Annotated in this window: 22 protein-coding genes and 1 tRNA gene; 8 read left to right on the top strand and 15 right to left on the bottom strand. The window is 69.9% G+C overall.

What is annotated here, in order from left to right; all coding sequences use genetic code 11:
* Positions 1-20 precede the first annotated feature (20 nt).
* From VFA06_RS24260 to VFA06_RS24230, 7 genes are all read right to left on the bottom strand, one after another.
* Positions 21-875 carry an ABC transporter ATP-binding protein gene (locus VFA06_RS24260; RefSeq protein WP_349260331.1) on the bottom strand — a complete coding sequence of 285 codons (855 nt, stop codon included), beginning with the start codon at positions 873-875 and terminating at the stop codon, positions 21-23.
* A complete protein-coding gene (locus VFA06_RS24255) occupies positions 868-2,262 on the bottom strand; it encodes an efflux RND transporter periplasmic adaptor subunit (protein WP_324843016.1) in 1,395 nt (464 codons plus the stop codon). The genes VFA06_RS24260 and VFA06_RS24255 overlap by 8 nt, the downstream gene beginning before the upstream one ends.
* Positions 2,263-2,495: 233 nt before the next feature.
* Positions 2,496-3,329 carry a pyrroline-5-carboxylate reductase gene (gene proC, locus VFA06_RS24250; RefSeq protein WP_324843015.1) on the bottom strand — a complete coding sequence of 278 codons (834 nt, stop codon included), beginning with the start codon at positions 3,327-3,329 and terminating at the stop codon, positions 2,496-2,498.
* Positions 3,330-3,388: 59 nt separating this feature from the next.
* Complete coding sequence (locus VFA06_RS24245; RefSeq protein ID WP_349260330.1) at positions 3,389-4,291, bottom strand: sugar phosphate isomerase/epimerase; 903 nt, start codon at positions 4,289-4,291, stop codon at positions 3,389-3,391.
* A 100-nt stretch (positions 4,292-4,391) separates the two neighbouring features.
* Positions 4,392-5,330, bottom strand: coding sequence for a Ppx/GppA phosphatase family protein (locus VFA06_RS24240; RefSeq protein WP_324843013.1), 939 nt, complete (start codon positions 5,328-5,330; stop codon positions 4,392-4,394).
* 111 nt (positions 5,331-5,441) lie between these two features.
* Entirely contained in the window at positions 5,442-6,869 is a 1,428-nt protein-coding gene (locus tag VFA06_RS24235; protein WP_324843012.1) for a hypothetical protein, read from the bottom strand.
* 4 nt (positions 6,870-6,873) lie between these two features.
* Positions 6,874-7,416: a SigE family RNA polymerase sigma factor gene (locus VFA06_RS24230; RefSeq protein ID WP_324843011.1), complete on the bottom strand. Its 543-nt coding sequence runs from the start codon at positions 7,414-7,416 to the stop codon at positions 6,874-6,876.
* A 202-nt stretch (positions 7,417-7,618) separates the two neighbouring features.
* On the opposite strand from VFA06_RS24230, the gene VFA06_RS24225 reads away from it, so the two are divergent.
* Positions 7,619-8,374: a hypothetical protein gene (locus VFA06_RS24225; RefSeq protein WP_324843010.1), complete on the top strand. Its 756-nt coding sequence runs from the start codon at positions 7,619-7,621 to the stop codon at positions 8,372-8,374.
* A 65-nt stretch (positions 8,375-8,439) separates the two neighbouring features.
* Here the strand turns inward: VFA06_RS24225 and VFA06_RS24220 are convergent, their stop codons facing one another.
* Together VFA06_RS24220 and VFA06_RS24215 are read right to left on the bottom strand one after the other, a co-directional pair.
* Positions 8,440-11,328, bottom strand: a complete 2,889-nt coding sequence (locus tag VFA06_RS24220) for a BACON domain-containing protein (protein WP_324843009.1) — start codon at positions 11,326-11,328, stop codon at positions 8,440-8,442.
* Between the two features lie 119 nt (positions 11,329-11,447).
* The gene (locus tag VFA06_RS24215) at positions 11,448-12,686 is read right to left on the bottom strand and encodes a sigma-70 family RNA polymerase sigma factor (RefSeq protein ID WP_324843008.1); all 1,239 of its coding nucleotides are present in this window, start codon (positions 12,684-12,686) and stop codon (positions 11,448-11,450) included.
* A gap of 175 nt (positions 12,687-12,861) precedes the next feature.
* On the opposite strand from VFA06_RS24215, the gene radA reads away from it, so the two are divergent.
* Both radA and disA read left to right on the top strand, forming a co-directional pair.
* Positions 12,862-14,262: a DNA repair protein RadA gene (gene radA / locus VFA06_RS24210; protein ID WP_324843007.1), complete on the top strand. Its 1,401-nt coding sequence runs from the start codon at positions 12,862-12,864 to the stop codon at positions 14,260-14,262.
* 98 nt (positions 14,263-14,360) lie between these two features.
* Positions 14,361-15,452, top strand: a complete 1,092-nt coding sequence (gene disA / locus VFA06_RS24205; protein WP_324843006.1) for a DNA integrity scanning diadenylate cyclase DisA — start codon at positions 14,361-14,363, stop codon at positions 15,450-15,452.
* 45 nt (positions 15,453-15,497) lie between these two features.
* Here the strand turns inward: disA and VFA06_RS24200 are convergent, their stop codons facing one another.
* On the bottom strand, positions 15,498-16,094 hold the full coding sequence (locus VFA06_RS24200; protein ID WP_324843005.1) for a hypothetical protein: 597 nt from the start codon (positions 16,092-16,094) through the stop codon (positions 15,498-15,500).
* 329 nt (positions 16,095-16,423) lie between these two features.
* On the opposite strand from VFA06_RS24200, the gene VFA06_RS24195 reads away from it, so the two are divergent.
* Positions 16,424-17,518 carry an A/G-specific adenine glycosylase gene (locus VFA06_RS24195; RefSeq protein WP_324843004.1) on the top strand — a complete coding sequence of 365 codons (1,095 nt, stop codon included), beginning with the start codon at positions 16,424-16,426 and terminating at the stop codon, positions 17,516-17,518.
* Here the strand turns inward: VFA06_RS24195 and VFA06_RS24190 are convergent.
* Positions 17,484-18,767 (bottom strand): Bcr/CflA family multidrug efflux MFS transporter, encoded by a 1,284-nt coding sequence (locus VFA06_RS24190; RefSeq protein ID WP_324843003.1) that lies wholly within the window; start codon positions 18,765-18,767, stop codon positions 17,484-17,486. The genes VFA06_RS24195 and VFA06_RS24190 overlap by 35 nt on opposite strands.
* A 201-nt stretch (positions 18,768-18,968) precedes the next feature.
* Between VFA06_RS24190 and cysS the strand changes: the two genes are divergently transcribed.
* From cysS to VFA06_RS24175, 3 genes are all read left to right on the top strand, one after another.
* Positions 18,969-20,363, top strand: coding sequence for a cysteine--tRNA ligase (gene cysS / locus VFA06_RS24185; RefSeq protein ID WP_324843002.1), 1,395 nt, complete (start codon positions 18,969-18,971; stop codon positions 20,361-20,363).
* Between the two features lie 148 nt (positions 20,364-20,511).
* A complete protein-coding gene (gene rlmB, locus VFA06_RS24180) occupies positions 20,512-21,522 on the top strand; it encodes a 23S rRNA (guanosine(2251)-2'-O)-methyltransferase RlmB (RefSeq protein WP_324843001.1) in 1,011 nt (336 codons plus the stop codon).
* 134 nt (positions 21,523-21,656) lie between these two features.
* Positions 21,657-22,523: an LLM class F420-dependent oxidoreductase gene (locus VFA06_RS24175; protein WP_324843000.1), complete on the top strand. Its 867-nt coding sequence runs from the start codon at positions 21,657-21,659 to the stop codon at positions 22,521-22,523.
* A gap of 115 nt (positions 22,524-22,638) precedes the next feature.
* Here the strand turns inward: VFA06_RS24175 and VFA06_RS24170 are convergent, their stop codons facing one another.
* Complete coding sequence (locus tag VFA06_RS24170; RefSeq protein ID WP_324842999.1) at positions 22,639-23,730, bottom strand: sn-glycerol-3-phosphate ABC transporter ATP-binding protein UgpC; 1,092 nt, start codon at positions 23,728-23,730, stop codon at positions 22,639-22,641.
* Between the two features lie 289 nt (positions 23,731-24,019).
* On the opposite strand from VFA06_RS24170, the gene VFA06_RS24165 reads away from it, so the two are divergent.
* A tRNA-Thr gene (locus tag VFA06_RS24165) sits at positions 24,020-24,092 on the top strand.
* A 93-nt stretch (positions 24,093-24,185) separates the two neighbouring features.
* On the opposite strand, the gene VFA06_RS24160 is transcribed toward VFA06_RS24165, so the two are convergent.
* The 3 genes from VFA06_RS24160 to VFA06_RS24150 all read right to left on the bottom strand — a co-directional run.
* Positions 24,186-25,301, bottom strand: coding sequence for a tyrosine-type recombinase/integrase (locus VFA06_RS24160; protein ID WP_324842998.1), 1,116 nt, complete (start codon positions 25,299-25,301; stop codon positions 24,186-24,188).
* Positions 25,301-25,516 (bottom strand): helix-turn-helix domain-containing protein, encoded by a 216-nt coding sequence (locus VFA06_RS24155; protein WP_349260328.1) that lies wholly within the window; start codon positions 25,514-25,516, stop codon positions 25,301-25,303. Before VFA06_RS24155 ends, VFA06_RS24160 begins: the two co-directional genes overlap by 1 nt.
* Positions 25,482-26,539, bottom strand: a 1,058-nt coding sequence (locus VFA06_RS24150; protein WP_324842996.1) for a replication initiator, incomplete at its 5' end; no start/stop codon positions are given. The genes VFA06_RS24150 and VFA06_RS24155, both read right to left, overlap by 35 nt.

Below are 26,539 nucleotides of genomic sequence, written 5' to 3'. Positions count from 1 at the left end.
CCTTCACGGCTGTGCCACCTTCACACCTGTCCCGTCGCCCGGTCGCGCTCCAGCGAAAGGTTCTCGGTGATCGCGACGCCGTCCACGAGAGTGTCATCGAGCCCTGGTTCACCCTGCGCCGTCGCGACGCCGGACTGGCGTTCCTCCGCGGCGGTCGCAGTGTCCTCCACGACCACGCCGTCGCGGATCCGGATCAACCTGCGGGCCCGCTTCGCGATCTCAGCCTCGTGAGTCACCAGCACCACCGCGACGCCGCGTTCCCGGTTCAGCCGCTCCAGGATCGCCATGACCTCTTCGCCGTTGGCAGTGTCCAGGTTGCCGGTCGGTTCGTCGGCCAGCAGCACCCGCGGCTCGCCGACGAGCGCCCGCGCGATCGCCACGCGCTGCTGCTCGCCGCCGGAGAGCTGGGTCGGCCGATGTCCAAGCCGGTGGCCGAGGTGCACCGCCTCCAGCGCCGCCTTCGCCCGGCGCCGCCGCTCGCCGCGTCCGACGCCCCGGTAGATCAGCGGCAGCGCCACGTTGTCGAGGGCCGAGGTACGCGCGAGGAGTTGGAAGGCCTGGAAGACGAAGCCGATCTCCTCGTTGCGCACCTGCGCCAGGTCGGCGTCGCCGAGCTTGGCGATGTCGCGGCCGCCGATCAGTAGCGTGCCCGAGGTCGGCCGGTCCAGGCAGCCGAGCAGGTGCATGAGCGTGGACTTGCCGGAGCCGGAAGGACCGGTGATCGCTACGTATTCGCCCTCGTCGATGCGCAGCGAGACTCCGCGCAGCGCGGCCACCTCGACGCCGTCGAGCTTGTAGACCCGGCGAACATCGCGCGCTTCGATCGCGGCGCCGGCTCCCGTGGCCAGGTCCGCGTTGCCCGCCTCGTCAGCCAACGTGGTCACCGTCGGCGACCTTGTCGGCCCCCGCGATCACGATCCGGTCGCCCTCGCTGAGCCCGCCGAGGACCTGCACGGTCTTGTCGCCCTGCGCGCCGAGCCGGATCGCCTGCTTGTGCGCGACGCCGCCTTCGACGATCCACACGCTGGTCACGTTGCCGTCCGTGACCAGCGCGGCGGAGGGCACCGAGAGCGCGTGCTGGATGGTCAGCACGTCGAGGTCCGCGATGGCGCTCATGCCCGGCAGCGGTGTCGGCGCGGTCGAGCCGTCGGAGAGCTTCCCGGTGCCGAGGCTGATTCGCACGGTGTAGGTGACGCCGCCCTGGGTCGAGGTCGTGGAGTTCGGATCGACGGCCGTGACCGTGCCCGGGTAGTCCGCGCCGGGCACCGCGTTGAGCTGGATGTGCGCGCTGACCCCGGGCTTGACGGTGAGCACGTCGGTCTCGTCGACCTGCGCGGTGACCGACAAACTCGACGCGTCGGTGATCGTGAACAGCGCCCCGCCCGAGGACACCGGGCTGCCCGCGCTGATCACCGAGCCGCCGGAGGCCGATCCGCCCGAGCCCGAGCCGCCGCCCGTCGCCGAGCCGAGCGCCGCGGCCCCTGATCCGGAGCCGCCGGAACCGGAGGCCACACCGGACAACAGTTGGCTGAGTGAACCGAGCCCGGCGCTGCCCGCGCTCGCCTGGCCGGTGCCGAGCGTCACCACGCCGGAGATCGGTGCGGTGATGGTCAGCGCGTCCACGGTCCGCTGGGCGACGTCCACGGCCGCCTGCGCCTGCGTCTGCTGCGCCTGGCCGAGCGCCGCGAGCACCTGCGAGGCCGAGGCGAGGCCCTGCTGGAACTCGGTGATCGTCTCGCCGACCGCGCTGATCGCGGCATCATAAGAGCTCTGTGTCGCGGAGATCTGATCCAGCAGCGCCTTGCGCAGCGCCGGATCGGTGATCTGCTTCGCCGCCGTCCTGGCCTGGCTAAAGGCGCGATCCGCGTTGCTGCGCGCGGTGTTCTCGGCCCGGGTGAAGCCGGCGCCGGTGGTCTGGATGCCTGAGCCGCCCGCGGCAGAAGCCTGATCCCGCGCCTTCTTCGCCTCGGCGAGCTGCTGCTGCGCGGCCGGGGAGGAGACGACGCCGAGCAGTTGACCGGCCGTCACCCGCTGGCCGTCCTGGACGGCGAGCGAGGCGACCGACCCGTCCGCCGGGGCGCTGAGGTTGACCTGCGCTTTGGGCACGATGTTCGCGGGCGCCTGGACCACTTGGGCGACCGTGCCGTAGCCGACCGCGGCCACCTTGACCTGCGAATCAGTGTTCGAGGTGCAGCCGGCGAGGGTGGCGGCCGCCGTGGCCAGCGTCAGCAAGAGGCCGGTCCCGACCCATAGTCTGCTCACGCGATACATCGTAAGCAGCGCATCGCTCGGACGATGGAACCGGGGTGTTCGGAGAAGACCGCGGGAAGATCGGGGACTTCATCGCCGTCCCACCGGAGCGTCCAGCGCGTCCGGTGGGACGGTGGTGGGCTCAGACTAAGCCGCGAGTCGATCACGCGGAAGCGTCGTGCTCTAACCGTGATCAGCCGGTAATGACCCGAAAAGGGTTGACGTGCGCCGCGCCGCGTCCGCACTCAGCCCTGCGCGAGCTCCCGGGAGCGGTCCCGCGCCGCCTCCAGCGCCGCCAGCAGCGCCGCGCGCACGCTGTGCCGCTCAAGCTCCCGGATCGCCGAGATGGTCGTCCCGGCCGGCGAGGTCACCGCCTCGCGCAGCTTCACCGGGTGCTCTCCCGAGTCGCGCAGCATGACCGCCGCGCCGATCGCCGACTGCACGATCAGCTCGTGCGCGGTGGCCCGCGGCAGGCCGAGCAGGATGCCGGCGTCGATCATCGCCTCGACCAGGTAGTAGAAGTAGGCCGGACCGGAGCCGGAGAGCGCGGTGACCGCGTCCTGCTGCGACTCGGGCACCCGGACCGTCTTGCCGACCGGCCGGAAGATCTCCTCGGTGCGGCGCAGGTGCTCGTCGGTGGCGTGCGAACCCGGTGAGATCGCCGACATCGCCTCGTCGACGAGCACCGGCGTGTTCGTCATCACCCGGACCACCGGCAACCCGGGCACGCCGATCCGCTCGGCGACGAACGAGGTCGTGATGCCCGCGGCGCCGGAGATGACCAGCCGGTCGGAGGGCACGTGCGGCGCGAGCTCTGCCAGCAAGGTGGCCATGTCCTGCGGCTTCACCGTGAGGATGAGTGTGTCGGCGCTCTTGGCCGCCTCGGCGTTGGAGACCGCGGCCACGCCGTAGCGCTCGGCCAGCTCGGCGGCCCGGCCGGCGCGGCGCGCGGTGACCAGCACGTCGGCGGCGGGCTTTCCGGCCCGCAGCACGCCGGAGACCAGCGCCTCGCCCATCTTGCCCGCGCCGAGCACGGCGATCCGCTGGTGCCCACCGCCCCGCACCTCGGTCTGCGCCATCTGACTCACCACGCGCCCTTCGCTCGTTGGGTCACTTGTTGCGGGTCACTTGTTCCGGGTCACTTGTTCACCGGCTGGTCGGCGACCTGCGCCGCACTGTCCTCGTCCGCCGCTCCGATCTGCGGAGCCTCGGGCGCCGCTGACACCGCCGCGGCCCCGGCCAGGTGCCGGCGGGCGAACAGCAGCGCCTCGTGCAGGTCTACGTCCCGGCCGTCCTGGTCCAGCGCGCGGCGGGTGTTGACCTCGAGCACGATGTTGCCGTCGAAGTTGTTGCGGCCGAGCAGCCCGAGGATCTGCGCGCACGGCTGGTTTCCGCGCCCCGGCACCAGGTGCTCGTCGGCGTTCGAGCCGCTGCCGTCGGCCAGGTGCAGGTGCGCGAGCCGGCTGCCCATCCGCTCCAGCATCGCCAGGGTGTCAGTGCGCGAGGTCGCGGTGTGCGAGAGGTCCAGGGTGAAGTGCGGGTACTCCTGCTCGGTCGGATCCCAGCCCGGGGCGTACGCCTCGACACCGCGCTCGCGCACGATCCGGTTGCGCGGCGTACGCCAGGGATACATGTTCTCGACGGCGAACCGCACGTCCGTCTCATCCTGCATCCGCTTGATCCCGGCCACGAATTCGGCCGCGTATTTGGTCTGCCACACGAACGGCGGGTGCACGACCACGGTCTTCGCACCGAGCGCGTCCGCGGCCTCGCGCGCCTTCACCAGCTTCGCCCACGGCTCGGCGCCCCACACGCGTTGCAGGTTCAGCCAGAACAGGCAGGGCGCGTGGATGGCCAGGATCGGCAGGTCGAGCCCGTCACGCAGCCGCCGCAGCGAATCGATCGACTGGCTCACCGGATCGTTGGTGACCATCACCTCGACCCCGTCGTAACCGAGGCGCGCGGCGGTGGCGAAGCCGGTGGCGGTGTTCTCCGGGTAGACCGAGATGGTCGAAAGGGCGACCTTGGGCACGGTCACCATCGCCGCCTCGCCGCTGCTGCCGACTGCCCATGTCACGTGACCGAGACTACCTGGGCCCGGGACCTGTTTTGGAACTCGCGCGACCGTTCTGGGCCCTGGCCTAGAGCCACTCGTCGGGCAGGCCGTCGAGCCGCCGCAGGATCACGCCTTCTCGCAGCGCCCACGGGCAGATGTCCACGTGGTCCGTCTCGAACAGGTCCATCGCGGCATCGGCGACGATCGCCCCGGCCAGCAGCTGCCGGGCGCGGCCCTGGGACACGCCCGGCAGTTCGGCGCGTTCCGCCGCGGTCATCCGGGCCAGCTTCGGCAGCCAATCGAGCAGGTCCGCGCGCGTGAGGCTGCGCGGCGTGTAGACGCCCTCCGCGCTCGGCGCCGCGCCGGCGACCCTGGCCAGCTGCCGGAACGTCTTCGAGGTGGCCACGACGCGGTCGGGCCGGCCGTAGCGCACCAGGTCGCCGACGACGCGGGCGATCCCGCCGCGCACGTGCTTGCGCAGCTTCCGCACCGACTCCTCGTCGGGCGGATCGCCGGGCAGCCAGTCCTTGGTCAGCCGCGCCGCGCCGAACGGAGCGGAGCGGGCCACCTCGGGCATCTCGTCGAAGCCGGAGGCCATTTCCAGCGAGCCGCCGCCGATGTCGAGCACCAGCAGCCGCCCGGAGGACCAGCCGAACCAGCGGCGCACCGCGAGGAAGGTGAGCTGCGCCTCGGCCTGTCCGTCGAGCACGGCCAAGTCGAGGCCGGTGCGCTCGCGGATCTCGCGCAGGATCTGCTCGCCGTTGGCCGCTTCCCGGATCGCCGAGGTGGCGAACCCGATGAACTCCTCCACGCCCTTGTCCTCGGCGATGCCGACGCACTCGGCGACGAAGGACTCCAGCCGTTGCGCCCCCTCCTGCGTGATCCCGCCGTCCGGACCGAGCAGCTCCACCAGGTGCAACTCGATCTTGTGCGAGAAGGCCGGCAGCGGGCGCGCGCCCTGGTGGGCGTCCACCACCAGCAGATGCACCGTGTTCGATCCGACGTCCAGAACCCCTAGCCGCATACCTAAGACGCTAGTGGACGGCGGGCCCACCCGCTGCCACCTGCGCGGAAAAATGCCGTGTCCGCATCCACAGGCTGTGGATGCGGACACGGCTCCGGCCGGCGGCGATGATCAGTTGAGCAGCACGGTGACCGGTAGCGCCGCGGTCGGCGAGTTCCCGATCTGGATGTTGTCGGCGTTGGCCACCGGGTGCACGAGCGAGACGTCGATCGAGGCGGTCCCGTCCGACAGGTGGTACGGCCCGGACAGCTTGTTCGCGGAAGCCGGATCGAGCTGGACCCGGAAGGTGAACGTCACGCTCTGTCCGGCGTCGAGATCGAACGGGGGCACCGGGACGGCCGACAGGCTCAGCAGGTAGTCCATGCCCGTGCCCTCCGCGTCGTAGAACACGGTCTTCCAGGCCCCTGTGGACGGATCGCGGAGCTGTAGTTGGCCCGCGGGCATCATCGAGACCGGCGTGTTCGAGCAGGTGCAGTGCCCGAGCGACACGATCGGCGCGATGTCCCGAAGCGTGTCATCGCTGTTGTTGCTGACCGTGACGGTGAATTCGATCGGGCTGCCGCCAAGGTGCAGCGCCGTCGATCCGTTCGCCGTGATGCTGGCCGTGAGCGGATGCTTCGTCGGCGGGCACTGGCCGCCGTACACGCACAGGTTGCTCTCCAGGGCGGCGAGGAACGTCAGGTCGTTGCTCTGCCGGTCCACGGTCGTGTCGCCACCGAACCAAACCAGTTCCACTACGCTGCCGCGCTGGACGAAGAACTCGTGGTTGTCCGACGCGAGGTTCGCCGGATCGCCGGGCGCGCCCTGGGCGGTGCGGAAGGTGTGCAACCAGGCGTAGCCGCCGTCCAACTGCTCGGTCTGCTGCACGGTTCCGGTCATCGGCACGCCATTGACGCCGACGGACTGCTCAGGACAGTGTGCGTAATCGCTACGGATGGTCCCCAGCGCCTGCTGCGCCGCAGCCGTGGAGGGGAAGAAGAACAAGACCTGATCGGCCGAGAAGACCGTGCCGGAGGACGTCGGCTTGTACGTCATCTCCTGATAGCCGTTCGAACCGAGATGCGTGAGCGTGCCTGTGGTGCATGAGTAGAACCACTGGCGGTCGGCGGTATTGATCGAAGGCTTGGTCATGTTCGCCGTCCAGCCGCCGGGATTGATCGCGAACTGGCTCTGCGGTGTCCACGCGCCCGGCACGATCGTGTTGAGGTCCCCGGTGCCGCCAGGCGCGGTCGCGCTCGGGCTCGACGAGTTGGAGGGGCTCGGGCTGGTGCTCGGCGGGGCCGGGGTGTTGCTCACGGTAGGCGTCGGAGTTCCCGAGTTTGTGATCGGCTTGGGCGCGCCGCCCTGGTTACCGGCGAGGGCCAACGCCAAGCCGGCCGAAGCACCGATCAGTGCGACGGCCATAACGCCTGCCGCGAATTGCTTACGCACCGTGCGCTGCCGCCCCCTGCGGCGGGCCGCGTCAGCACCGGCCGGATTGGTCGACGTGGACGCGGACTGTGCGATATCGGACAGCAGATCCTGGAAGCTCTCGGGCATCGTCTTACTCCTCTCCGGCTTCGATGTGGTGGATGGGCCGCGTATGACCAGCCCCGGATGGCGCCTCGGCGAACTCGGACACGTGCGGCGCCATGGCTTTACGCCCTCGAGCCAGCCACCCCTTGACGGTTCCGGTCGGGGCGGCGGTCTCGTCCGCGATCTCGTCGACCGAGAGGCCGACCAGGTAGTGCAGCACGATCGCCCGGCGCTGATCGGCGGAGATCCGGCGCAGCGCGGCCATCAGCGCCAGGTGATCGGGATTGAGCCCGGGCAGCTGTGCCCGGCCCGCCTCCTCGTGGCGGTGCGCCAGCAAGCGGTTCTTCGCCTTGCGCCCCGCGGACACCGCGATCCGGTAGGCCACCGTCCTGATCCAGGCCTCGGGCGCGCCGTACTCGCCCACTTTGTCCCAGCGCTGCCAGGCCCGCGCATACGCCTCTTGGACCGCATCTTCCGCATCAGTCAGGCTCCCCGTCATCGCATAGAGCTGACCGACCAGCCTTCGGAACGATGCGGCGTAGAACTCGTCGAATCCGAGCTCGCCCCCCATCGTGCGTCCCTCCCCCATCCGCTCGTCGCTCCCCGGTGACCGTGGCACCGTCTGTATGTGGCACCGCCTGCCCGTGACACCCGCAGTCCGTGACACGGTCACGACGCTCACGCCTGGAGTCGCGTCCCGGTTGCACCCGGTATCGAGAATTTTCCGGCGCGGCGGATGGTCGGGTCCGGCGAAGCGCTCTTAGGCTTTGCTCGTGCCTGAAGTACCGCTGGATTTCCCCCGAGCCTGGGTCGAGTTTCCCGATCCGGACAATTCCGAGCAGGTGTACCGCGCGGACCTGACCTGGCTGTGCTCCCGCTGGCAGTGCATCTGGGGTTCGGGCTGCCAGGGTATCCACGCCGGGCGGCCCGCGGACGGCTGCTGCACCCTCGGCGCGCACTACTCGGACTCGGCCGACGAGAAGCGGGTGAAGGAGGCGGCGCGCCGGCTGACCGCGGAGACGTGGCAGTTCCACGGCGAGGCGGCCAAGCGCGGCGGTCGGCTGGCGATCACCGAGACCGATCCGGAGGGTGACCGGCAGACGCGCGTGCACGACGGCGCGTGCATCTTCCTCAACCGGCCCGGGTTCGAGGGCGGCGCGGGCTGTGCGCTGCACGGCCTGGCGCTGCGGGAAGGGCGCCATCCGCTGGAGACGAAGCCGGATGTGTGCTGGCAGCTGCCGATCCGCCGCACCTACGACTGGGTGGACCGGCCGGACGACAGCAAGGTGCTGATGATCACCATCGGCGAGTACGACCGGCGCGGCTGGGGTCCCGGCGGCCACGATCTGAACTGGTGGTGCACCGGCAACACGGAGGCGCACACCGCGGCGGAGCCGGTGTACGTCTCGTACGCGGCCGAGCTCGCCGAGCTGATGGGCCGGGCCGCGTACGACTTGCTCGTCGAGTTCTGCGAGACGCACCTCGCGAGCAAGGTGCCGGTCGCCCGGCACCCGGCCTCACCCGAGTGATCGCAGCGGGCTGATAACCGCCTAACCGCCGCCGGAGTCGGCGGCGGTGCCAGCGCGCGGGGCGCCTAGCGGGAGCCCGCAGCGTGCCGTGGGGAGTGCGGCGCGGGCGTCGTTGTCGAGGGCGTCGCGCTGGTGCCGCTGGAGGGTCCGGAAGCGGGCGCGGACGGCTGCGTACTCTGCGATACCGGCGACGATGGGGACGCGCTGGCAGTCCCGCCTCCGCCGGCCGGCGCGCTGCGTGTCGGGCGCACTGCGGACGGGCCGACGCCACCGGCCGAGGAACTCGGCGTAGGTGTCGGGGGCGGAGTCGACCCGCCTGACGGGCTGCTGGGCGGCGTCGAGCCGGACGATCCGCCGGACGCGGGCGGGCTCGAAGGCGTGCCGGAAGGGTTGGCGGAGCCGCCGTGCAGCGTGACCACCGCGCCGCCCGGCGAGAACGTGATCGTGCTCGTCCACTGCCCGGCGGGGGCTTCGTTCGTCGCGGTCGCGACGATGGCCTGGGATTGACCGCCGGCAAGCGTGCCAGAGTACTGACTCAGCGTGATCCACGTGTCGTGCGCCGCGGCCTTCCAGGCGATCGGCGCGCTGCCGGAGTTCCGCAGCACGATCGTCACGCTGTTCGGGTCGGCATCGCGCTGGTTGATGCTGACGTGGAAATCGGCGGCGTTGGTACCCGGTCCGGCGCCGGAGCCGGAGCCGGATGCGGGGCCGGACGGCGTGCGCACGGTGCCGCCGATTCCCATGGCTGGCGCGCTGTTCTTGCCCACGCCTCGCGAGTCGGAGGAACGGGCGCTCGACGACGCGAGCGGGACCGGCGGCGTGCTCACTGAGACGGACAGGCCGCCACCGCCCGCGCTGACCGGGTCCTGCGATGGCATTGAGTCAATGAGCTGCGACGAGTGACTGTCCGAGGTGACACCGAGCAGCGCCGCGGTGGCCGCCGCCGCGGCACCGACCGCGCCGAGTGTGACGGCCGAGAAGACCACCTGCCGCATCGGGCGAGAGCGGTGCTGCGGTCGAGGCTTGCCGTCCGGGCCGCGCGGTGCTTCGGGTGCCGGTGCGACGAAGCGGGGCAGACGGGCGGTACCGCTGTTCGTGCGAGTGCGGAGGCCAGGGCCGGTACCGGACGCGGCACCGGATTCGGCCCGCAAAGCAGCACCGGCGGCAGGACCAGACCCGGCACGACCGCCAGCGCCGGCAACCGATCCGGCGCGCGTAGCCGCGTTCGTGCTCACGCCTGCCATGCCCTCGATGTACGCCGACTCGGTGTACGGCTGTCGCGTGCGCGTCCTCTCGGCGGCGGATCCGACAGGAGCGCGGTTGGCGAAACGCCCGGACGGAGTCGAGATGAATCCGTCGCCGCTGTCGCCGCTTTGCGGTCCGGTAAGGAGCTTGGGCCGCGGACCGCCACCGGCCATCGGCCGCCAGTCGGTCTCGGAGTCCGGCGGCAGTACCCGAGCAGCCCAGCTTCCCGGCGTGCGATAGACGCCCGCGAAATCAGTTTCCTCACTCGCGCGGCGCGATTCACCGCGGGCGGCAGGAGCAGCAGTAGCGGCGTCGCGCTCACCGCTTGGCCGTCGAGCGTCAACGCGCGGCCGGCTCACGCCCGGAACCCTGCGCGGCAAAGCGTCCTGCGCGACGGGAGCCTTCGGCGCGCGCTCAACAGAGGGCTGATCCATGGCGACAAGAGAATCAGGGTTCTGGTTCTTTGGCTCTGCGTCAGTCGAGGTCCGTACTGCGGCGCGCTTCGATTCCGGCCCGGTGGCCCGCTTCGGCGCCGCGCGACGTCCGCCACGCCGACGAACCGGCGACGGCTCGTCCGCCATCGGGAAGCCATCGGGCGTGAAGTGCTGGATCCGCCTCGCGATGGCGTCGTGGTCGACACCGAGGCGCAGGGCAAGTTCGGGGTCGCGCAGTTCGCTCAGCACGATCTCGCGCAGGGCGCGCGGTGCCGCGACGAACGGCAGGATGGTCGGTGCCGCCGGAGTGCCGATGACAGTGTGCAGATAGTGCTGACAACGCGTGCAACCGTCGACGTGATCGGTCAGCGGCGCGCGCAGTGTGGCGTTCAGGCGCCCTGACCAGCCGAAGGTCAGCTCGGCCAGTTGTGCGCAGTGTTCGGTCGATGCCTTTGCGACCGCGACTGCCGCGAGTGACCGCTCCAGCTCCCGCCAGGCGTCGGCGAGCACGCCGAAGCCTTGAGCTCCGATGGACCCGATCGGCGCGTCGCCGCCGCGCCCGAACCGGCCGGACTGCCCGGAGCGCGCGGACTGCCCGAGCCCGAGCACCAGGCCGAGGCCGTGGCTGTCGAGTCCGTGGCGGATCGTCAGCTCAAGGATCTCCCGGTGCGCGGGGGCGAGGCCCTCAGACTCGGGCCATTCCAGCGAGTGGAACTCGGCCCGCCGCAGGTTCCGCTCCAGCGAGGCCAGCGAGCCGCCCGGGTCGGCCGCCCCGGCCGGTGGCCGCAACCGACCGGCGACCGGGCTCGGTGAATCCATCGAAGGAGAGATCGAAAAAGCGCCAGAATCCGAAGACACCGAAGCATCCGGAGCCCCACTGAACGCCGTGGCCTCATCTGTCGACCCTGACGGCAGCGACACTGACGACAGCGACGGCACTCCGCGCAGCGAGCACTCGCGCCGCAGGATCGCGTAAAGCCACGGCTGGATGTACTCAGGCTGCCGGAGCTGCCTCACGTTGCGATCGGCGATGACGAACGCACAGTAGAGCGCGTCAACAGCTGCATCGTGGTCACGCAGCGACCAGATCGCGTATGTGTGCAGGCCGTCTGCGTATGCGTCGTACGCTGCAGCTCGGCCCCAGCCGTCGCCCGCGTCACCGGTCGGCCGGATCGGCTCGGTGCGCAGCGGTCGATCGAGTAGGGCGGGCGCACCGGAGGCCGTCGCGGCCGCAGCAGTGGTGTGCCCCCCGCCGCTTGAAGAGTCAGCGTTCACACGGCCGAAGGTAGGCGGCGCCGCGCTCAGGCGTCCCGGAGACGCCTGCCTATCGCCCGAGTGAGTGACAACGTATGACCGTATGTCCACTCATACGAGTGAGCTTTCGGAAACTCGCGTCAGCCGGTACCAGCGCCCGCGCCGGGACTCGTCGAGGCCGAGGGAGACGCCGAGGGCGTAGGCGATGCTGAAGGCGTCGAAGACGTCGGGTGCGACGACGGACTTGACCGCGGCGTCGTCCTCGTCGGCGTCGGAGACTTGCTTGTAGCAGCCCTCGCGGTGGTCATCTGCGCGGCGGGAGTCGATGCCGACGCAGACACCGAGGCCGATCCACTCGAGGACGGCGTCGCCGCCACCATCAAGTCCAGCGGGCTCGAACTATCCGTCGGCGACGCGGTCGAACTCGACAGTCCGCCCGTCGAGTTCGCGGCTGGACTGGTTGCCGGCGCGTGCGTGCCCAGCATCACGTACAGCAGCACGCCGACCGCGGCCGCAGCCGCCGCGAAGCCCGCCGGGAGCACCCACTTGCGCCCCGAACTCCCCCCGCCTCGCTTGCCTCCCGTCGGGAAGCCGTTCTCGTCGAAGCGGCCCGCACGCTCCGCGATCCGCGTCGCGAAGGCCGCGCCGGCCGGGTCGCGCAGGCTCTCCAGCACCCGCGACCGGACGCCCGGCGGCATGAACGAGTGCGACAACTCCTCGAACAGGCGCAGCGGCCTGCGGTTCCTCACCGTGGCGTTGCAGATCGTGCACTTCTCGATGTGCTTCGTCGCCGACTGCACCCAGGCGTCGACCCCGCGACCGTCGAGCTGGTCGAACCTGCGGCCCAGTTCCGCCGCGTCCGGGCACTTCGGGTCGCCAGTGCGCGCCGCGAGCACGACGAGCAGCGCGTGTTCCAAGTCCGCCTGTGCCGCGCCGACCAACTCCGACGCATGCTCCTCGGTCACCCCGAGGACCCGCGCGAGGTCCGCGTCGACAAGACGATGCCGGAACGCGAGATCGAGAACCTCACGCGTCTCCGGCGCCAGCATCGCGTAGCAGTCGAGCGTCAGGCGGGCCAGCCGATCCCCGCGCGCGGCGTCGCCGGCGTCGGACGGGATCTCCTCGCTGATGCCGACACGCTCACACTCGGCGCGCGTCAAGGCGTAGAGCCAGGCGCCAAGCTCGTCGGGTTGGCGCAGCTCACGGATGCGGTTGACCGCGACGATGAACGCGTCGCGCAGCGCGTCCCCAGCCGCCTTGTGATCGCCCAAAAGTTCGTGACAGTACGCGTACAGTCGCGTTCCGTATATGTCGTAGATCTGGCCGGCCGCGAGCCGGTCGCCAGCCCGCAGTGCGGTAACCAATTCGCGGTCAGTCACGGAAGGCAAGGTAAGCCATCGGGTGATATGACTTCCACTGAGACGCCGAAACTCCGTGCGAAGACACCGGATAAAACGGATAAATCCCCTCTCCAGCCCCTCCTTTCCCAAGTTATCCACAGCTTTGCCGTCTCAGCAGCCGTACTGTCCCCCCGACCCGCTACCGTCGTTGCCCATGGGGACCACCACAAGATCTGCTCGCTCCGCCGCGCCGCGCGACGGTTTCCGCTGCGGCGAGTGCGGCGCGACGACCGTCAAGTGGGTCGGCCGCTGCCCCGAATGCCAGGCCTGGGGCACGGTCGAGGAGATCGGCGTCCCCAAGCCGCGCACCGTGAAGGCCGGGCCGGTCACCGCGCCGGCGCGGCCCATCGACCAGGTCAACGCCGCCACCGCCAAGGCCCGCTCCACCGGTGTGCCGGAGCTTGACCGGGTGCTCGGCGGCGGCATCGTGCCCGGCGCCGTGATCCTGCTGGCGGGTGAGCCGGGGGTCGGCAAGTCCACGCTGCTGCTTGAGGTCGCCGCCGCCGGAGCCACGGCCGAGCGGCCGGTGCTCGTCGTCACCGGGGAGGAGTCGACGGCCCAGGTGCGGCTACGGGCGGACCGGATCGGCGCCCTCGCCCCGGACCTGTACCTCGCCGCCGAGACCGACCTGGCCGCCGTCCTCGGCCACATCGAGCAGGTGCAGCCGAGCCTGCTCGTCCTCGACTCGGTGCAGACGGTGGCGTCGGCCGAGGTCGACGGCGTGCCCGGCGGCGTGACGCAGGTTCGCGAGGTCAGTGCGGCCCTGATCCGGGTCGCGAAGGAACGCGACCTCGCCGTGATCCTCGTCGGGCACGTCACCAAGGACGGCTCGATCGCCGGCCCCCGGGTGCTCGAGCACCTGGTCGACGTGGTCCTCCAGTTCGAGGGCGACCGGCACTCGCCGCTTCGGCTGGTGCGGGCCGTGAAGAACCGGTACGGCCCGACCGACGAGATCGGCTGCTTTGAGATGCACGACTCCGGTATCAGGGGCCTGGCCGACCCCTCCGGCCTGTTCCTCTCCCGGCGCTCCGAGCCGGTGCCCGGAACCTGCGTGACCGTGACGCTGGAAGGCCGGCGCCCGCTGGTGTGCGAGGTCCAGGCGCTGGTCGCCCCGTCGAATCTGCCGCAGCCGCGCCGCGCCACCTCCGGCCTCGACTCCTCGCGGGTCTCGATGGTGATGGCGGTGCTCGAACGCCGCGGGCGCGTCCCGCTCGGCAAGCACGACGTGTTCGCGGCGACGGTCGGCGGCGTGCGCCTGATCGACCCGGCCGCGGACCTCGCCGTCGCGCTGGCCATGACCACCGGAACGGTGGACAGTCCGCTGCCGGCCACCGTCGTCGCGTTCGGCGAGGTCGGGCTGGCCGGCGAGGTGCGGCCGGTCACCGGGCTGGGCCGGCGGCTGTCCGAGGCCGCGCGGCTCGGTTTCCGTACCGCGCTGGTTCCCCGGGTCGCCGACGGCGAAGAGGCGCCGAAGGTACCCGGCGGAATGCGGATCGTCGAGGTCGCAGACATCGCGGACGCGCTCGCGACCCTTCATCAAATGATCAACCGGTAAACTTGACCATAACCGACTGCAAGTCCTACCACCGCCCACCGAGCACCGACCCCGTGACGACCGTCCCCGCAGCAGACTGACCCTCGACCAGGAGCGCCATGGCTGTCCCCGAACGCGCCGCGGACCAGGCGCAGCGCGCCACCTTGGCTGCGCTCGCCCCCGGAACGCCGCTGCGTGACGGCCTCGAGCGGATTCTGCGCGGCAACACCGGCGCCCTGATCGTGCTCGGCTTCGACAAGACGGTCGAGAGCATCTGCACCGGCGGCTTCGTGCTCGACGTGGAGTTCTCCGCGACCAGGCTGCGCGAGCTGTGCAAGATGGACGGCGGCGTGGTCCTGGACCGCGACTGCGCGCGCATCGTGCGTGCCGGAGTCCAGTTCGTGCCGGACCCGGCCATCCCGACCGTGGAGACCGGTACCCGTCACCGCACCGCCGAACGGGTCAACCGGCAGACCGGCTTCCCGGTCGTCTCGGTAAGTCAGTCGATGCGCCTCATCGCGCTCTACCACGATGAGAAGCGGACGGTCCTGGAGGACTCCGGGGTCATCCTGTCCAAGGCGAACCAGGCCCTGGCCACCCTTGAGCGCTACAAGCTGCGGCTCGACGAGGTGGCCGGCACGCTCTCCGCGCTGGAGATCGAGGACCTGGTCACCGCACGCGACGTGGCCCAGGTCGCGCAGCGGCTTGAGATGGTCCGCCGGATCGCCGTCGAGATCGAGGGTTACGTCGTTCAGCTCGGGGTCGACGGCCGGCTGCTGGAACTGCAACTCGACGAGCTGGTCGCCGGGGTCGAGCCGGAGCGGGAGCTGGTCGCGCGGGACTATCTGCCCGAGCGCGGCGGCCGCCGCAGCCGGACGGTCGAGGACACGCTGCACGACCTCGACGCGCTCAGCCGCGCGGAGTTGCTGGAGCTGGCCACGGTAGCCAAGGCCCTCGGCTTCACCGGCGGCGCGGAGAGCCTAGACGCGGCCGCTTCGCCGCGTGGATACCGGCTGCTCGCGAAGGTCCCACGGCTGCCCGGCACGGTGATCGACCGGCTCGTTGAGCACTTCGGCGGTCTGCAGAAGCTGCTCGCGGCGTCCGTCGCAGACCTGCAGGCTGTTGAGGGCGTCGGCGAGACCAGGGCGCGTACCGTCCGCGAGGGCCTCTCCCGCCTCGCCGAGTCGTCGATCCTGGAGCGCTACGTCTAGCGCTGCCCAGCGCTTAACAGGTGGTGCTGGTGCTTGCGGCCGCTACTACTGAAGCCCGAACTGCACTGACGCCGCGTTGACGCCGCTCACCATCGCTGTCACCGCGTACGAGCCCGAGCCGACCGCCGGCGGATTGGCCGGGCAGCCCGTGACCGACTTCTCGCGGTCCCACTTCACCGGCTCGGTGAAGCCATCACCCGGCCCCAGCACGCGCAAGTCCTGGTTGCCCGCGCAGGTGGCACTCGTCCAGGCCGTCGAACTGTCCGCCACCGACGACACCGTGACGACAACACCCTTGCCCGACACGTCGATGCGACAGTTCCCCGAGCCGGTGTTTCGCAGTATCACGTTGAAGACCGGATTCTGCCCGGCCGAGTAAACCGGCGGTCCGCTCGACGACGTCTTGTCCAGCTGCACCTGAACGGACAACACGCAGCCGGTCGAGCCCACGGGCACGCCGCCGACCGAGCTGCCCGCCCCACCATTGCCGTTGCTGCCACTGCCGCTGTCGCCGGTTGTACCGCCGCCACCGACCCCGCCCACTCCACCGTTGACTCCGCCTGCCGTCGAAGTCGGCGCGCCCGAGCCGGTCGGACCGGTAACAGGATACGAATTAATGGGCGGCAGCGATCCGGTCGGCACCGGACCAGGTGTGATTATCGCGGAGCTGCTACTCGGGCTGGCGCCCGCGCCGTTCTTCCCGCCGTTGCCACCGCCGGACCCGGAACACGCATACGCGGTGAACCCGATCAAGACCAGAGGAATCCCGAGCACCAGAATCCGACGCCGCCAGTACACCGCGGGCGGCTGGGGGCCGACAGGGCGGAGGAAGGATCCCACGGGACGCCACCTTATGGCATGCGAGACACCGTCAGTCGCATTGGCACCAGCGCGTGTTTGACAATGCGACCATAGGACCGATGCCCAGTCAGCCAGCCACTGCCGCCGTCTCAGCGCCCACGCTCGTTGCCGTGTCGGCCCCTTCGGCCAAGCCCGACGCCCAAGCCGCGCCCGACGCGGACTCCAACATCGACGTGGGCGCCGGGGTCCAGGCCGTGACCAGCACCAGTGCCGAGGTCAGCCCGGCTACCAGCGCTAGTGCCGGTCCGAGCGCCCGCCCCGGCGCTGTCACCGCCACAGCGGACTCCGCCGCCACCGACCCCAGCCCCGCCACCGCGGCGACCTTCGACGCTGCCATTGCCGATGAGGTTACCGAGCGCACCCGTGCCTGGTTCGCGATTCATCGCAGGGACTTGCCGTGGCGCGCCAAGGAAGCCGGGCCCTGGGCGGTCATGGTCAGCGAGTTTATGCTCCAGCAGACGCCGGTCTCCCGCGTGCTCCCGGTGTACGAGTCCTGGATCGCGCGGTGGCCCGTCCCGTCCGCGCTCGCCGCCGAGGAGCCCGGCGAGGCCGTGCGAGCCTGGGGTCGCCTCGGCTATCCGCGCCGCGCCCTGCGCCTGCACGCCGCCGCCACCGCGATCGTCGAACGCCACGGCGGCGACGTACCGGATGACTACAACGCCTTACGCGCGTTGCCGGGCGTCGGCGAATACACCGCTGGGGCCATCGCATCATTCGCATTCGGGCGCCGTGCTGCGGTACTCGACACGAACGTGCGCCGCGTTCTCGCCCGCGCCTTCTCAGGCGTCGAGTTCCCAGCCGACTCGCTTACCGCCGCCGAGCGTGCGTTAGCTGAGATGGTGCTTCCCCAGGCAGAGCAGGACGCTGCGAGTTGGGCCGCCGCATCGATGGAACTCGGGGCTTTGGTCTGCACCGCGAAGGCGCCCAAGTGCAGCCAGTGCCCGCTTGTCGAACTCTGCGTCTGGCGCGCGCTCGGCCAGCCCCCGCACGATGGCCCGCCGCGCCGCGGGCAGACGTACGCAGGCACCGACCGTCAGGCGCGCGGAAGGCTACTCGCCGTGCTGCGTGACGCGACCGTTCCCGTCGACAAGTCAGCGTTCGAACCGGTATGGCATATGGCTGAGCAACGCGAACGCGCACTCGCCGGTCTGCTCGCGGACGGCCTCGCGGTCAGGCTGCCTGATGGACGGTATCGGCTGCCCTAACCTCACCCTCGCGTCGACCGCCAAGGACCGCGTGCGCACCGAGCGCCGCCACGCCCATCATCGCCACCACCAGCGCCATCGGCAGCGTCTCGGCCATCAGCGAAGCACCGCGTGGCCCGGTCAGCGGGGCTACGACTCCGCCGATGAGGAACTGAGTGACGCCGAGGAACGCCGACGCCGTTCCGGCGTTGCCGCCGTGGTCGGCCAAGGCCAGCGCCGTCGCGTTCGGCGTGACGAGGCCGATCGAGGCGACCACGAACCACAGGCACACCGCGGTCGGCCAGAAACCCAGCCCCAGCAAGGTCACCACCAGCAGAGCGGCGCCTCCGGCCGCGCACTGGATCAGCCCGGCGCGCAAAAGCACGATCGTGCGCACCCGCCCGACGAGCCGGCCGTTGAGCTGGCCGAACAGGATCAAGCCGAGCGCGTTCGCGCCGAACATGAACGAAAACTCCTGCGGGCTGAGCCGGTAGACCTGCTCGACCACGAACGGCGAGCCCGAGATGTAGGCGAACATCGCCGCAAAGCTCAGCCCGGCGGCAAGCGCGTAGCCGACGAAGCGTCGGTCGGCCGCCAGCCGCCGGAAGGTGCGCAACGTGTCGCCGAGGCTCGCGGCGCGGCGCGCACTCGCCGGAAGGGACTCCGGCAGGCCGAAGAACACCGCGGCCAGCAGCACCGCTCCGATCGCCGCCAGCACGCCGAACAGCCCCTGCCACGCCGTCACCTTCAGCAGTTGCCCGCCGACGATCGGAGCGAGCACCGGCGCCAGGCCGTTGACCAGCATGAGTGCCGAGAAGAACCGGACCATGGCGGTGCCCGAGTAGAGGTCGCGCACTACGGCGCGGGCGATCACTATGCCCGCAGCGCCTGCGAAGCCCTGAATAAGCCGCCCGGCCGTTAGCGCACCGACCGACGGTGCAAACGCACACAGCAACGACGCCAGGGCGTACGCCGCGACACCGATCAGCAGCGGCTTGCGTCGTCCGAGCGAATCTGAGAGCGGCCCGGCGAGCGCCTGCCCGACCGCGAGCCCGACCAAGCAGGCGGTCAGCGTGAGCTGCACGTTGTCCGCGGCGGCGTGGAAATGCGACTGGAGAGAGGGCAGCGCAGGCAGGTAGAGGTCGATCGACAGTGGTCCGAACGCCGACAGCGCACCGAGGATGAGCAGCGACTTCACCCGCGCGGAACCGGTCGTCAGCGCGTGATTCGACGAGTCGGCTGTGGCATCGATCGGCGCGGCATGCGGCATCGGCGCTCCTGCGAGTGGTGAGGGCAGACGTTCGGCTCAGGTCCCGCAAGGCGCACTGCTGCGGGAAGTTTCCTGACTAGGCAACCAATTCCCGGCGGCGGGCATTCCCGGACCGGGCCGTCTGCGGCTTTGCCGCGAAGTTATCCACAGCCGCTTGAATCGGGAACGTAGAGATCTACCCAAACCGCTAACCTGGTATACGTGAGCATTCGACTGTACGACACCGCCACACGCAGCGTGCGTGACTTTGTCCCGACTCATCCGGGCAAGGTCTCGATGTACCTGTGTGGCGCTACCGTGCAGTCCCCGCCGCACATCGGCCACATCCGGTCCGGGGTGAACTTCGACATCCTCAGCCGCTGGCTGACGTATCGCGGCTTCGAGGTCACTTTCGTCCGCAACGTCACCGACATCGACGACAAGATCCTTAAGAAGGCCGCCGAGCAGGGCGTCGAGTTCTGGCGGGTGGCGCAGGCCAACGAGCGCGCGTTCACCGCCGCCTACGACGGCCTCGGCTGCCTTCCGCCGACGGTCGAGCCGCGGGCCACCGGCCACATCCCCGAGATGATCGAGCTCATGCAGGACCTGATCCTCGACGGTCACGCCTACGCGGCCGGCGGCGACGTCTACTTCGACGTGCGCAGCTTCCCCGGATACGGCGCGCTGTCGAACCAGCGGGTCGAGGACATGCTGAGCGCGGACGACGCCGACCCGAAGAACGCCAAGCGCGACCCGCAGGACTTCACGCTGTGGAAGGGCGCCAAGGCGGGCGAGCCGTACTGGAACACGCCCTGGGGCCCCGGCCGGCCCGGCTGGCACCTGGAGTGCTCCGCGATGGCGCGCAAGTACCTCGGCGAGCGCTTCGACATCCACGGCGGCGGCATCGATCTGATCTTCCCGCACCACGAGAACGAGATCGCCCAGTCCAAGGCCCGCGGCGACGCGTTCGCCCAGTACTGGATGCACAACGCCTGGGTGACCATGGCGGACGAGAAGATGTCGAAGTCCCTCGGCAACTCGGTACTCGTCGCGGACATGGTGCGGCGCTACCGGCCGATCGTGCTGCGGTACTACCTCGGCACGCCGCACTACCGCTCGATGATCGAGTACTCCGAGGCGGCGCTCGAAGAGTCCGCGGCCGCGTTCGGCCGCATCGAGCAGTTCATCACCCGCGCGATGGAGCTGGTCGGCACGACCGAGCCGACGACGGTGCCGGACGACTTCGCCGCGGCGCTGGATGACGACCTCGGCGTGCCCGGAGCCGTCGCCGTGCTGCACCAGACCGTGCGCGCCGGCAACACCGCGCTCGCCGCGAGCGATAAGGAAAGCGCCAAGACCCGGCTCGGCGAGGTGCGCGCGATGCTCGGCGTGCTGGGCATGGACCCGCTGGCCGAGCCGTGGGCCGGCTCCGGCGGCGGGGATGCGGCAGGCCTGCGCGGAGTCGTGGACAGCCTCGTCGCGGTGGCGCTCGAGCAGCGGCAGGCGGCCCGCGCGCGTAAGGACTACGCCGCGGCCGACGAGATCCGCGACCGGCTGACCGCGATCGGCATCGCCGTCGAGGACACCCCGGCCGGTCCACGCTGGACCCTGGCCTGAGCCGACGCACCAGACCCCATCCGCACCCACCGACCCGAACCGAAGCGAATCGATCTGACCGCCTGACGGCGCGTCACGCAAGCACCCCGCGCCCCGGCACCGACAGCCGGGGCGCGGATAAGACTCGAACACTCTGGAGCGATCAACCATGGCAGGCGGCAAGGGCGGCGGAGTGGGCGGGCGCGGTAACAAGCCGGGGTCCTCGCGCAAGGGCGCGCAGATGGGCTCGGGCGGTCAGCGGCGTAAGTCGCTGGAGGGCAAGGGCCCGACTCCCCGCGCCGAGATGCGCAAGGGGCATCCGGCTCAGCGCCGTGCCGAGGCCGCCGCGAAGCGCGCGCAGGGCCCGCGCGCCGGGTCGGGAAATCAGCGCACGCCCGCGAAGGTTCCGTACAAGGCGAACCGCCAGATCTCCGAGCTGATCGCCGGCCGCAATTCGGTCGTCGAAGCTCTGCGTGGCGACGTGCCGGGCACGGCGCTCTTCATCGCGCAGAACATCGACGCGGACGACCGGGTGCGTGAGGCCGTCACGCTGGCGAACAACCGCGGTATCCCGCTCATGGAGGTCACTCGTCAGGAGGTCGACCGGCTGACCGACGGCGCGATCCACCAGGGCATCGCGCTGCAGATCCCGCCGTACGAGTACGCGCACCCGGACGACCTGCTCACGCGAGCGCTCGACGCGTCCGAGACCCCGCTGATCGTGGCGCTCGACGGCGTGACCGATCCCCGCAACCTCGGCGCGATCATCCGTTCCGCCGCGGCTTTCGGCGCACACGGCGTCGTGGTCCCGGAGCGTCGCTCGGCCGGGATGACCGCAGGCGCCTGGAAGACCTCTGCCGGCGCCGCCGCGCGTCTCCCTGTCGCACAGGCCGGCAACCTCGCCCGCACGTTGGAGGCGTACCGCAAGCAAGGCCTTATCGTCGCCGGGCTGAGCGCGCGCGGCACCATGGATCTGTCCGACTTGGAAGCGGCGGCCGACCCGCTCGTGCTGGTCGTCGGCTCGGAGGGCAAGGGCCTGGGCAGGCTGGTGGAGCAGACCTGCGACGTGACGGTGCGCATTCCGATCGCGGCCGCGACCGAGTCGCTTAACGCCGGCGTCGCGACGAGCATCGCGCTGTACCAGGTCGCCCAGCGCCGCTCTAAGTCCACCCGCCTCTAGCTCCCCAGCGCGCCCCGCCTTACCCGAACCTGTCCCTACCCCTCCTTCTGCATTCGCCGCTCCCTAACCGGAGCCTGCCTCCCCATGGGCGTAAGCTACCCACATCCAACGGCTCGTCTGACGTGGAGTGCAGAGTGCGCATCGGATACACCATCGCTCGCTTCGACTGGCCGGGCGGCCCCGCCGCGATCCGGCCCAACCTGCTCAAGCTGGCGCGGACCGCGGAGGACGGCGGTCTGTACAGCCTCTGGGTGATGGACCACTTCTGGCAGATCTCGGTCAACGGTCCGGCCGAGGACCCCATGCTCGAGGGCTACACCGCCCTCGGCTTCCTCGCCGCCGCCACCGAGCGCGTGACGCTCGGCACGATGGTCACCGGCGTGACGTACCGCAACCCGGCCATTCTCGCCAAGACCGCGACGACCCTCGACGTGCTGTCCGGCGGCCGAGCGTACTTCGGCATCGGGGCGGCCTGGTTCCAGGAGGAGCACGAAGGCTTCGGCGTGCCCTTCCCGCCGGTCAAGGAGCGCTTCGAGCGGCTCGAAGAGGCGATTCAGATCGCCAACGGCATGTGGTCCGACTCCGACGCCGGCTACCAGGGCAAGTACTACACCCCAGGACGCCTGCTCAACGTCCCCGCCGCCATCTCCTCCCCCCGCCCCAAGCTGCTCATCGGCGGCGGTGGCGAGCAGAAGACCCTCCGGTTCGTCGCCCGTTACGCCGATGCCTGCAACCTGTTCGACGGGGGCGACGAGTTCGTCGCGCACAAGCTCGACGTCCTGCGCGGGCACTGCGAGGCCGAGGGCCGCGACTTCGACACGATCGAGAAGACGATCATCTCCCGCCTCGGCCCGGACAGCACCGTGAAGGATGTCGTCAGCCGCATCGAGCGGCTGCGCGAGCTGGGCTTGACGCACGTGATCTTCGGCGCGCCCGAGGCCGCGAACGACCGCTACCTCGGCTTGGTAACAGAAATCGCCTCCCAAACCGCCGACCTCTAACCCCGCCCCACACCCTCCATACCGCCCCACCCCACACAACACAACGGTCCCGTCCCCGGAACCCTCCGGGTGCGGGACCGCCGCTTAACGCCTATCTGCTAGACCTATCGTCGACCTACTCCGACAGCCGCTCGCCGCTCACCGTCGAGAAGATGTGCGTCTCGCCCGGCTTCGGCAGGAAGTGCAGGGTCTCGCCCTTGGCCGGCGTGTTGCGGGCGTCCACGCGGACGATGATGTCCACGTCGTTCCCGTCGACCTTCGCGGTGCCGTACGCGAACGCGTCGGCGCCCAGCTCCTCGACGACGTTCACGATGACTGCGATGCCGGTGCCGTCGGCCGAGAGGTCGAAGGACTCGGGCCGCACGCCCAGCGTGACGCTGCGCTCGCCGCGGCCGGTCGCCTTCGCCAGCGAGTCGCGGTCCACCGGAACTACGGCGCCGTCGAACGCCACGCCGCCGTCGGTGATCGGGGCCTCGATGAGGTTCATCGCCGGCGAGCCGATGAAGCCCGCGACGAAGACGTTGGCCGGCTTCTCGTACATCCGGCGCGGGGTGTCGCACTGCTGCAGCAGGCCGTCCTTGAGCACCGCGACGCGGTCACCCATCGTCATGGCCTCGACCTGGTCGTGCGTCACGTACACGGTCGTGATGCCCAGGCGGCGCTGGAGCGAGGCGATCTGCGTACGGGTCTGCACACGCAGCTTCGCGTCGAGGTTCGACAGCGGCTCGTCCATGAGGAAGACCTTCGGCTCGCGCACGATCGCGCGACCCATCGCGACACGCTGACGCTGACCACCGGACAGCGCCTTCGGCTTACGCCCGAGGTACTCGGTCAGCTCGAGCAGCTTCGCGGCGTCCTCGACCTTCTGCCGGATCTCCGGCTTCGGCACGCCCGCGATCTTCAGGGCGAAGCCCATGTTCTCCGCCACGGTCATGTGCGGGTACAGCGCGTAGTTCTGGAACACCATCGCGATGTCCCGGTCCTTCGGCGGCAGGTGAGTGACATCGCGCTCGCCGATCCGGATGGCGCCCGCGGTCACCTCCTCCAGACCCGCGAGCATCCGCAGCGAGGTGGACTTCCCGCAACCCGACGGCCCGACTAGGACCAGGAACTCGCCGTCCTGGATGTCCAGGTTCAGCTTGTCGACGGCGGGACGCTCAGCGCCCGGGTAGACGCACGTAGCGTCCTCGTAAATGACACCAGTCATCGGTGTTGCCTATCCCTTCAACCGGCAGGAACGTGCCGGACGATCCGAGTTGGAAGGTGACCGCGAAACGGCCTTTGCTGACCGTATCTTCCGACAAGCGTCTTGTCACTATCAGCCACGCGACTGTGCGGAACCCCACGTCCACAGGCACCAAGCCGTTCACTCACCGCAGCCCCGCACCGCACGCCCCTGAGCGCACCCACAACTCGGTGGGCGGTACCCCACCGGCCCGCTACGATTGCACCGGAGGCGCGCATTCGGGCACCAACCCGCCTGCCGCCCATCCACCGCTGGTGTGGCGCAATTGGCAGCGCACCTGTCTTGTAAACAGGTGGTTAGGGGTTCGAGTCCCCTCACCAGCTCACAGCTCCGCCACAGGTCAGAGCACCAGTAAGCACGAAGGAACCCCAGGACTTGATACCGACCCAGGGTTCCCGTGCCCGCAACGTGCCCGATCATCCTTCAGCCTCTCGCGTGTGGTCCGCGATCAAGTCGTCGAGTGCGCGAGCGATCCGCTGGTCTCGACCAGGTGCAGCGTGCTGGTAGATCATCGCGGCCCGTACTGTCGAGTGGCCCATGCGCTGCATCAGTTCCTTGAGTGTCGCTCCGGTCTGGGACGCGAGCGTGTTGCCCGTGTGCCGAAGGTCGTGCACGTGCACGTCCGGTAGTCCGGCCGACTCGCGCGCCTCAGCCCAGATCTTCTGGAAGTTGGCCCGACGAAGCACGGTGCCCTCCCAGCTGGAGAAGACCAGCGACTCAGGTTCAGCAGGCACGTAGACGGCGAGGTGCTGCTCCAGGTCGGCCCGCAGTGCTTCGGGGAAGGAGACGACGCGGCGGCCGGCCTCGGACTTGGTAGGCCCGACGAACACCCGACCGTCATCCAGCTCGACCACCTGACGCCGGACCCGAATTGTGCAGGTCGAAAGGTCGAAGTCCCGACGCTCCAACGCCACCAGCTCACCCCATCGCAGACTCGCGAAGGTCGCGATCAAGACGAGCATGCGGAACCGCAGCGGCACCTCCCCCGCCACGTGGAACACCTCAGCAACCGTCAGCGTCGGACGTTCAGGTGTCTCATTCACCGCGCCGCCCTTGATCCGACACGGGTTGCGCCGGATCAGATCGTCCTCAACCGCCGTGTTGAAGATGGACTTCAGCAGTTGGTATGCACGCGCGACAGTCGCTTCCCCGACGCCAGCGTCGAGCAGCTGCTTACGCCACCGCCGGATGTGCGGGTCCTTCACCTCGTTGACCGCCAGGTAACCGAGATGCGGCTCGATGTGCCGGGCCAGCAGCCCGCCGTAGAGATGCACTGTCTTGGGCCTCAGCTTCGGCCGCTCAGCGATCCAGGCACGCCCGTAGTCTGCTACCGAGATACGGCCAGAGTCAGGGTTGATCCAGTCATCTCGGTTGATCTCAGCTTCCTTATCAACCAGCCACTTCTCTGCCTCGGTCTTGGTGCGGAAGGTCTCCGGCGCGGGCCGATCGATGCCGTCCGGACCGAGGTAGCGGGCCTGGTATCTGCCGGAAGGCAGCTTGCGGATACGCCCGAAACGCCTCTTGCCCGGCATCACGACACCACCCGCAGGTGACGCCCAGCAGGCCGAGCTGAGACCGGCTGGACCATTCCGGCCTGGATGAACTCGACGACGGCCGAGCGCGGGATACGGACGTGGCGACCGAGCCGGACGACGACGATCCGCCGTTCAGCGACCAGGCGACGCACGAAGCGCGGAGTCGTGTTGAACAGCTCAGCGGCTTGTTCGACTGTCAACAGCGTGTCCATAAGTTGCCCCCTCCAGGTCAGGTGAGTGATCAGCAGGCAGAAGTGAGCGGCGCTCGTCACGTCCCGCATAAGACCAGTGGTTGATGACAAGCACATCCGGGGATTCGGCGAGCGCGAGTGTGTACGGGTCTTGTCCTGCTTGGAAGTCGGCGCGTTCCTGGCGCAGCGCGCCGAAGGTGGTGGAGTAGGCGCGGGACTTGGTGGCGAAGTGGCCGCCGAAGCCGAGCATGTGCGCCCACTTGCGCAGCCGCAGGGGCTCGAGTTCGGGGATGCCGCCGAGCTGCCAACAGGTCTCGATCAGTCGCCGGGCATGCGGTGACAGCTCCCAGGCGTCCAGGTCGATCGTGCGGCCGAGGCCCGCGCAGCTGCGGCAGGGCAGCAGCACATCATCGCGGTCAGGCGTACGCACCAGCGTGCGGCCCGAGCCCGAGCAGGCGCGGCACGCGAGCGGGGGCAGTTCGACACCGGCCGACTCTGCGGACTTGGTGGCGTACTTGGCGATGTACCGCGCGACTGCCGTATCGGTCAGGCCCGAGGGAGCGTCGAACTCGGCCGAGGCGACCGGGCGGATATCAAGCTGCTGCCCCCAACCGACCAGCGGAGCGCCGAGGGCTCGCGACTCGGGGACCTCCACGGTGACGCGCGCCACGGCATCCCGAATTGCCGACTCCAGCAGCTGCGCGGTCACCCAGGAGGGAGGAGGCGAGAGCGCCCCGTCCGGCCCGTCGAGCCGTGCGACGCCGTGGAAGTGCACGACACCGCGCGCCTGATATTCGGCCACCTTCGCGAAGTTGACACGCACCAGGCGCTCACTGGCGCGACGCGACATGCCGAGCAGCCGCGCGAGGGAGCGGCGGATCTCGTTGGCGGTCTGTGACCACAGCTTGCCCGCCATGGCGTTGAACAGGACATGACCCTGATAGTCGTAGCCGGACGGATCGATCGGAGTGCCGATCAGCGGGTCGCCCGCACGGTGCCAGGCCATGCAGCCGGAGCCGTCGCGGCGTGGCTTGCAAGCTCGCA

Origin of the sequence: Actinocrinis sp. (assembly GCF_035653575.1) — a bacterium.
Taxonomy (GTDB): domain Bacteria; phylum Actinomycetota; class Actinomycetes; order Streptomycetales; family Catenulisporaceae; genus Actinocrinis.
The sequence above is the reverse complement of the archived record's forward strand: the minus strand, read 5'-3'. Positions and strand labels throughout refer to the sequence as shown.

Coding starts and splice junctions, on each gene's coding strand:
- proC (WP_324843015.1), bottom strand. CDS start 3,329: ATGGCGCAGACCGAGGTGCGGGGCGGTGGGCACCAGCGGATCGCCGTG.
- VFA06_RS24245 (WP_349260330.1), bottom strand. CDS start 4,291: ATGGTGACCGTGCCCAAGGTCGCCCTTTCGACCATCTCGGTCTACCCG.
- VFA06_RS24240 (WP_324843013.1), bottom strand. CDS start 5,330: ATGCGGCTAGGGGTTCTGGACGTCGGATCGAACACGGTGCATCTGCTG.
- VFA06_RS24235 (WP_324843012.1), bottom strand. CDS start 6,869: ATGCCCGAGAGCTTCCAGGATCTGCTGTCCGATATCGCACAGTCCGCG.
- VFA06_RS24230 (WP_324843011.1), bottom strand. CDS start 7,416: ATGGGGGGCGAGCTCGGATTCGACGAGTTCTACGCCGCATCGTTCCGA.
- radA (WP_324843007.1), top strand. CDS start 12,862: ATGGGGACCACCACAAGATCTGCTCGCTCCGCCGCGCCGCGCGACGGT.
- disA (WP_324843006.1), top strand. CDS start 14,361: ATGGCTGTCCCCGAACGCGCCGCGGACCAGGCGCAGCGCGCCACCTTG.
- VFA06_RS24190 (WP_324843003.1), bottom strand. CDS start 18,767: ATGCCGCATGCCGCGCCGATCGATGCCACAGCCGACTCGTCGAATCAC.
- rlmB (WP_324843001.1), top strand. CDS start 20,512: ATGGCAGGCGGCAAGGGCGGCGGAGTGGGCGGGCGCGGTAACAAGCCG.
- VFA06_RS24170 (WP_324842999.1), bottom strand. CDS start 23,730: ATGACTGGTGTCATTTACGAGGACGCTACGTGCGTCTACCCGGGCGCT.
- VFA06_RS24160 (WP_324842998.1), bottom strand. CDS start 25,301: ATGCCGGGCAAGAGGCGTTTCGGGCGTATCCGCAAGCTGCCTTCCGGC.
- VFA06_RS24155 (WP_349260328.1), bottom strand. CDS start 25,516: ATGGACACGCTGTTGACAGTCGAACAAGCCGCTGAGCTGTTCAACACG.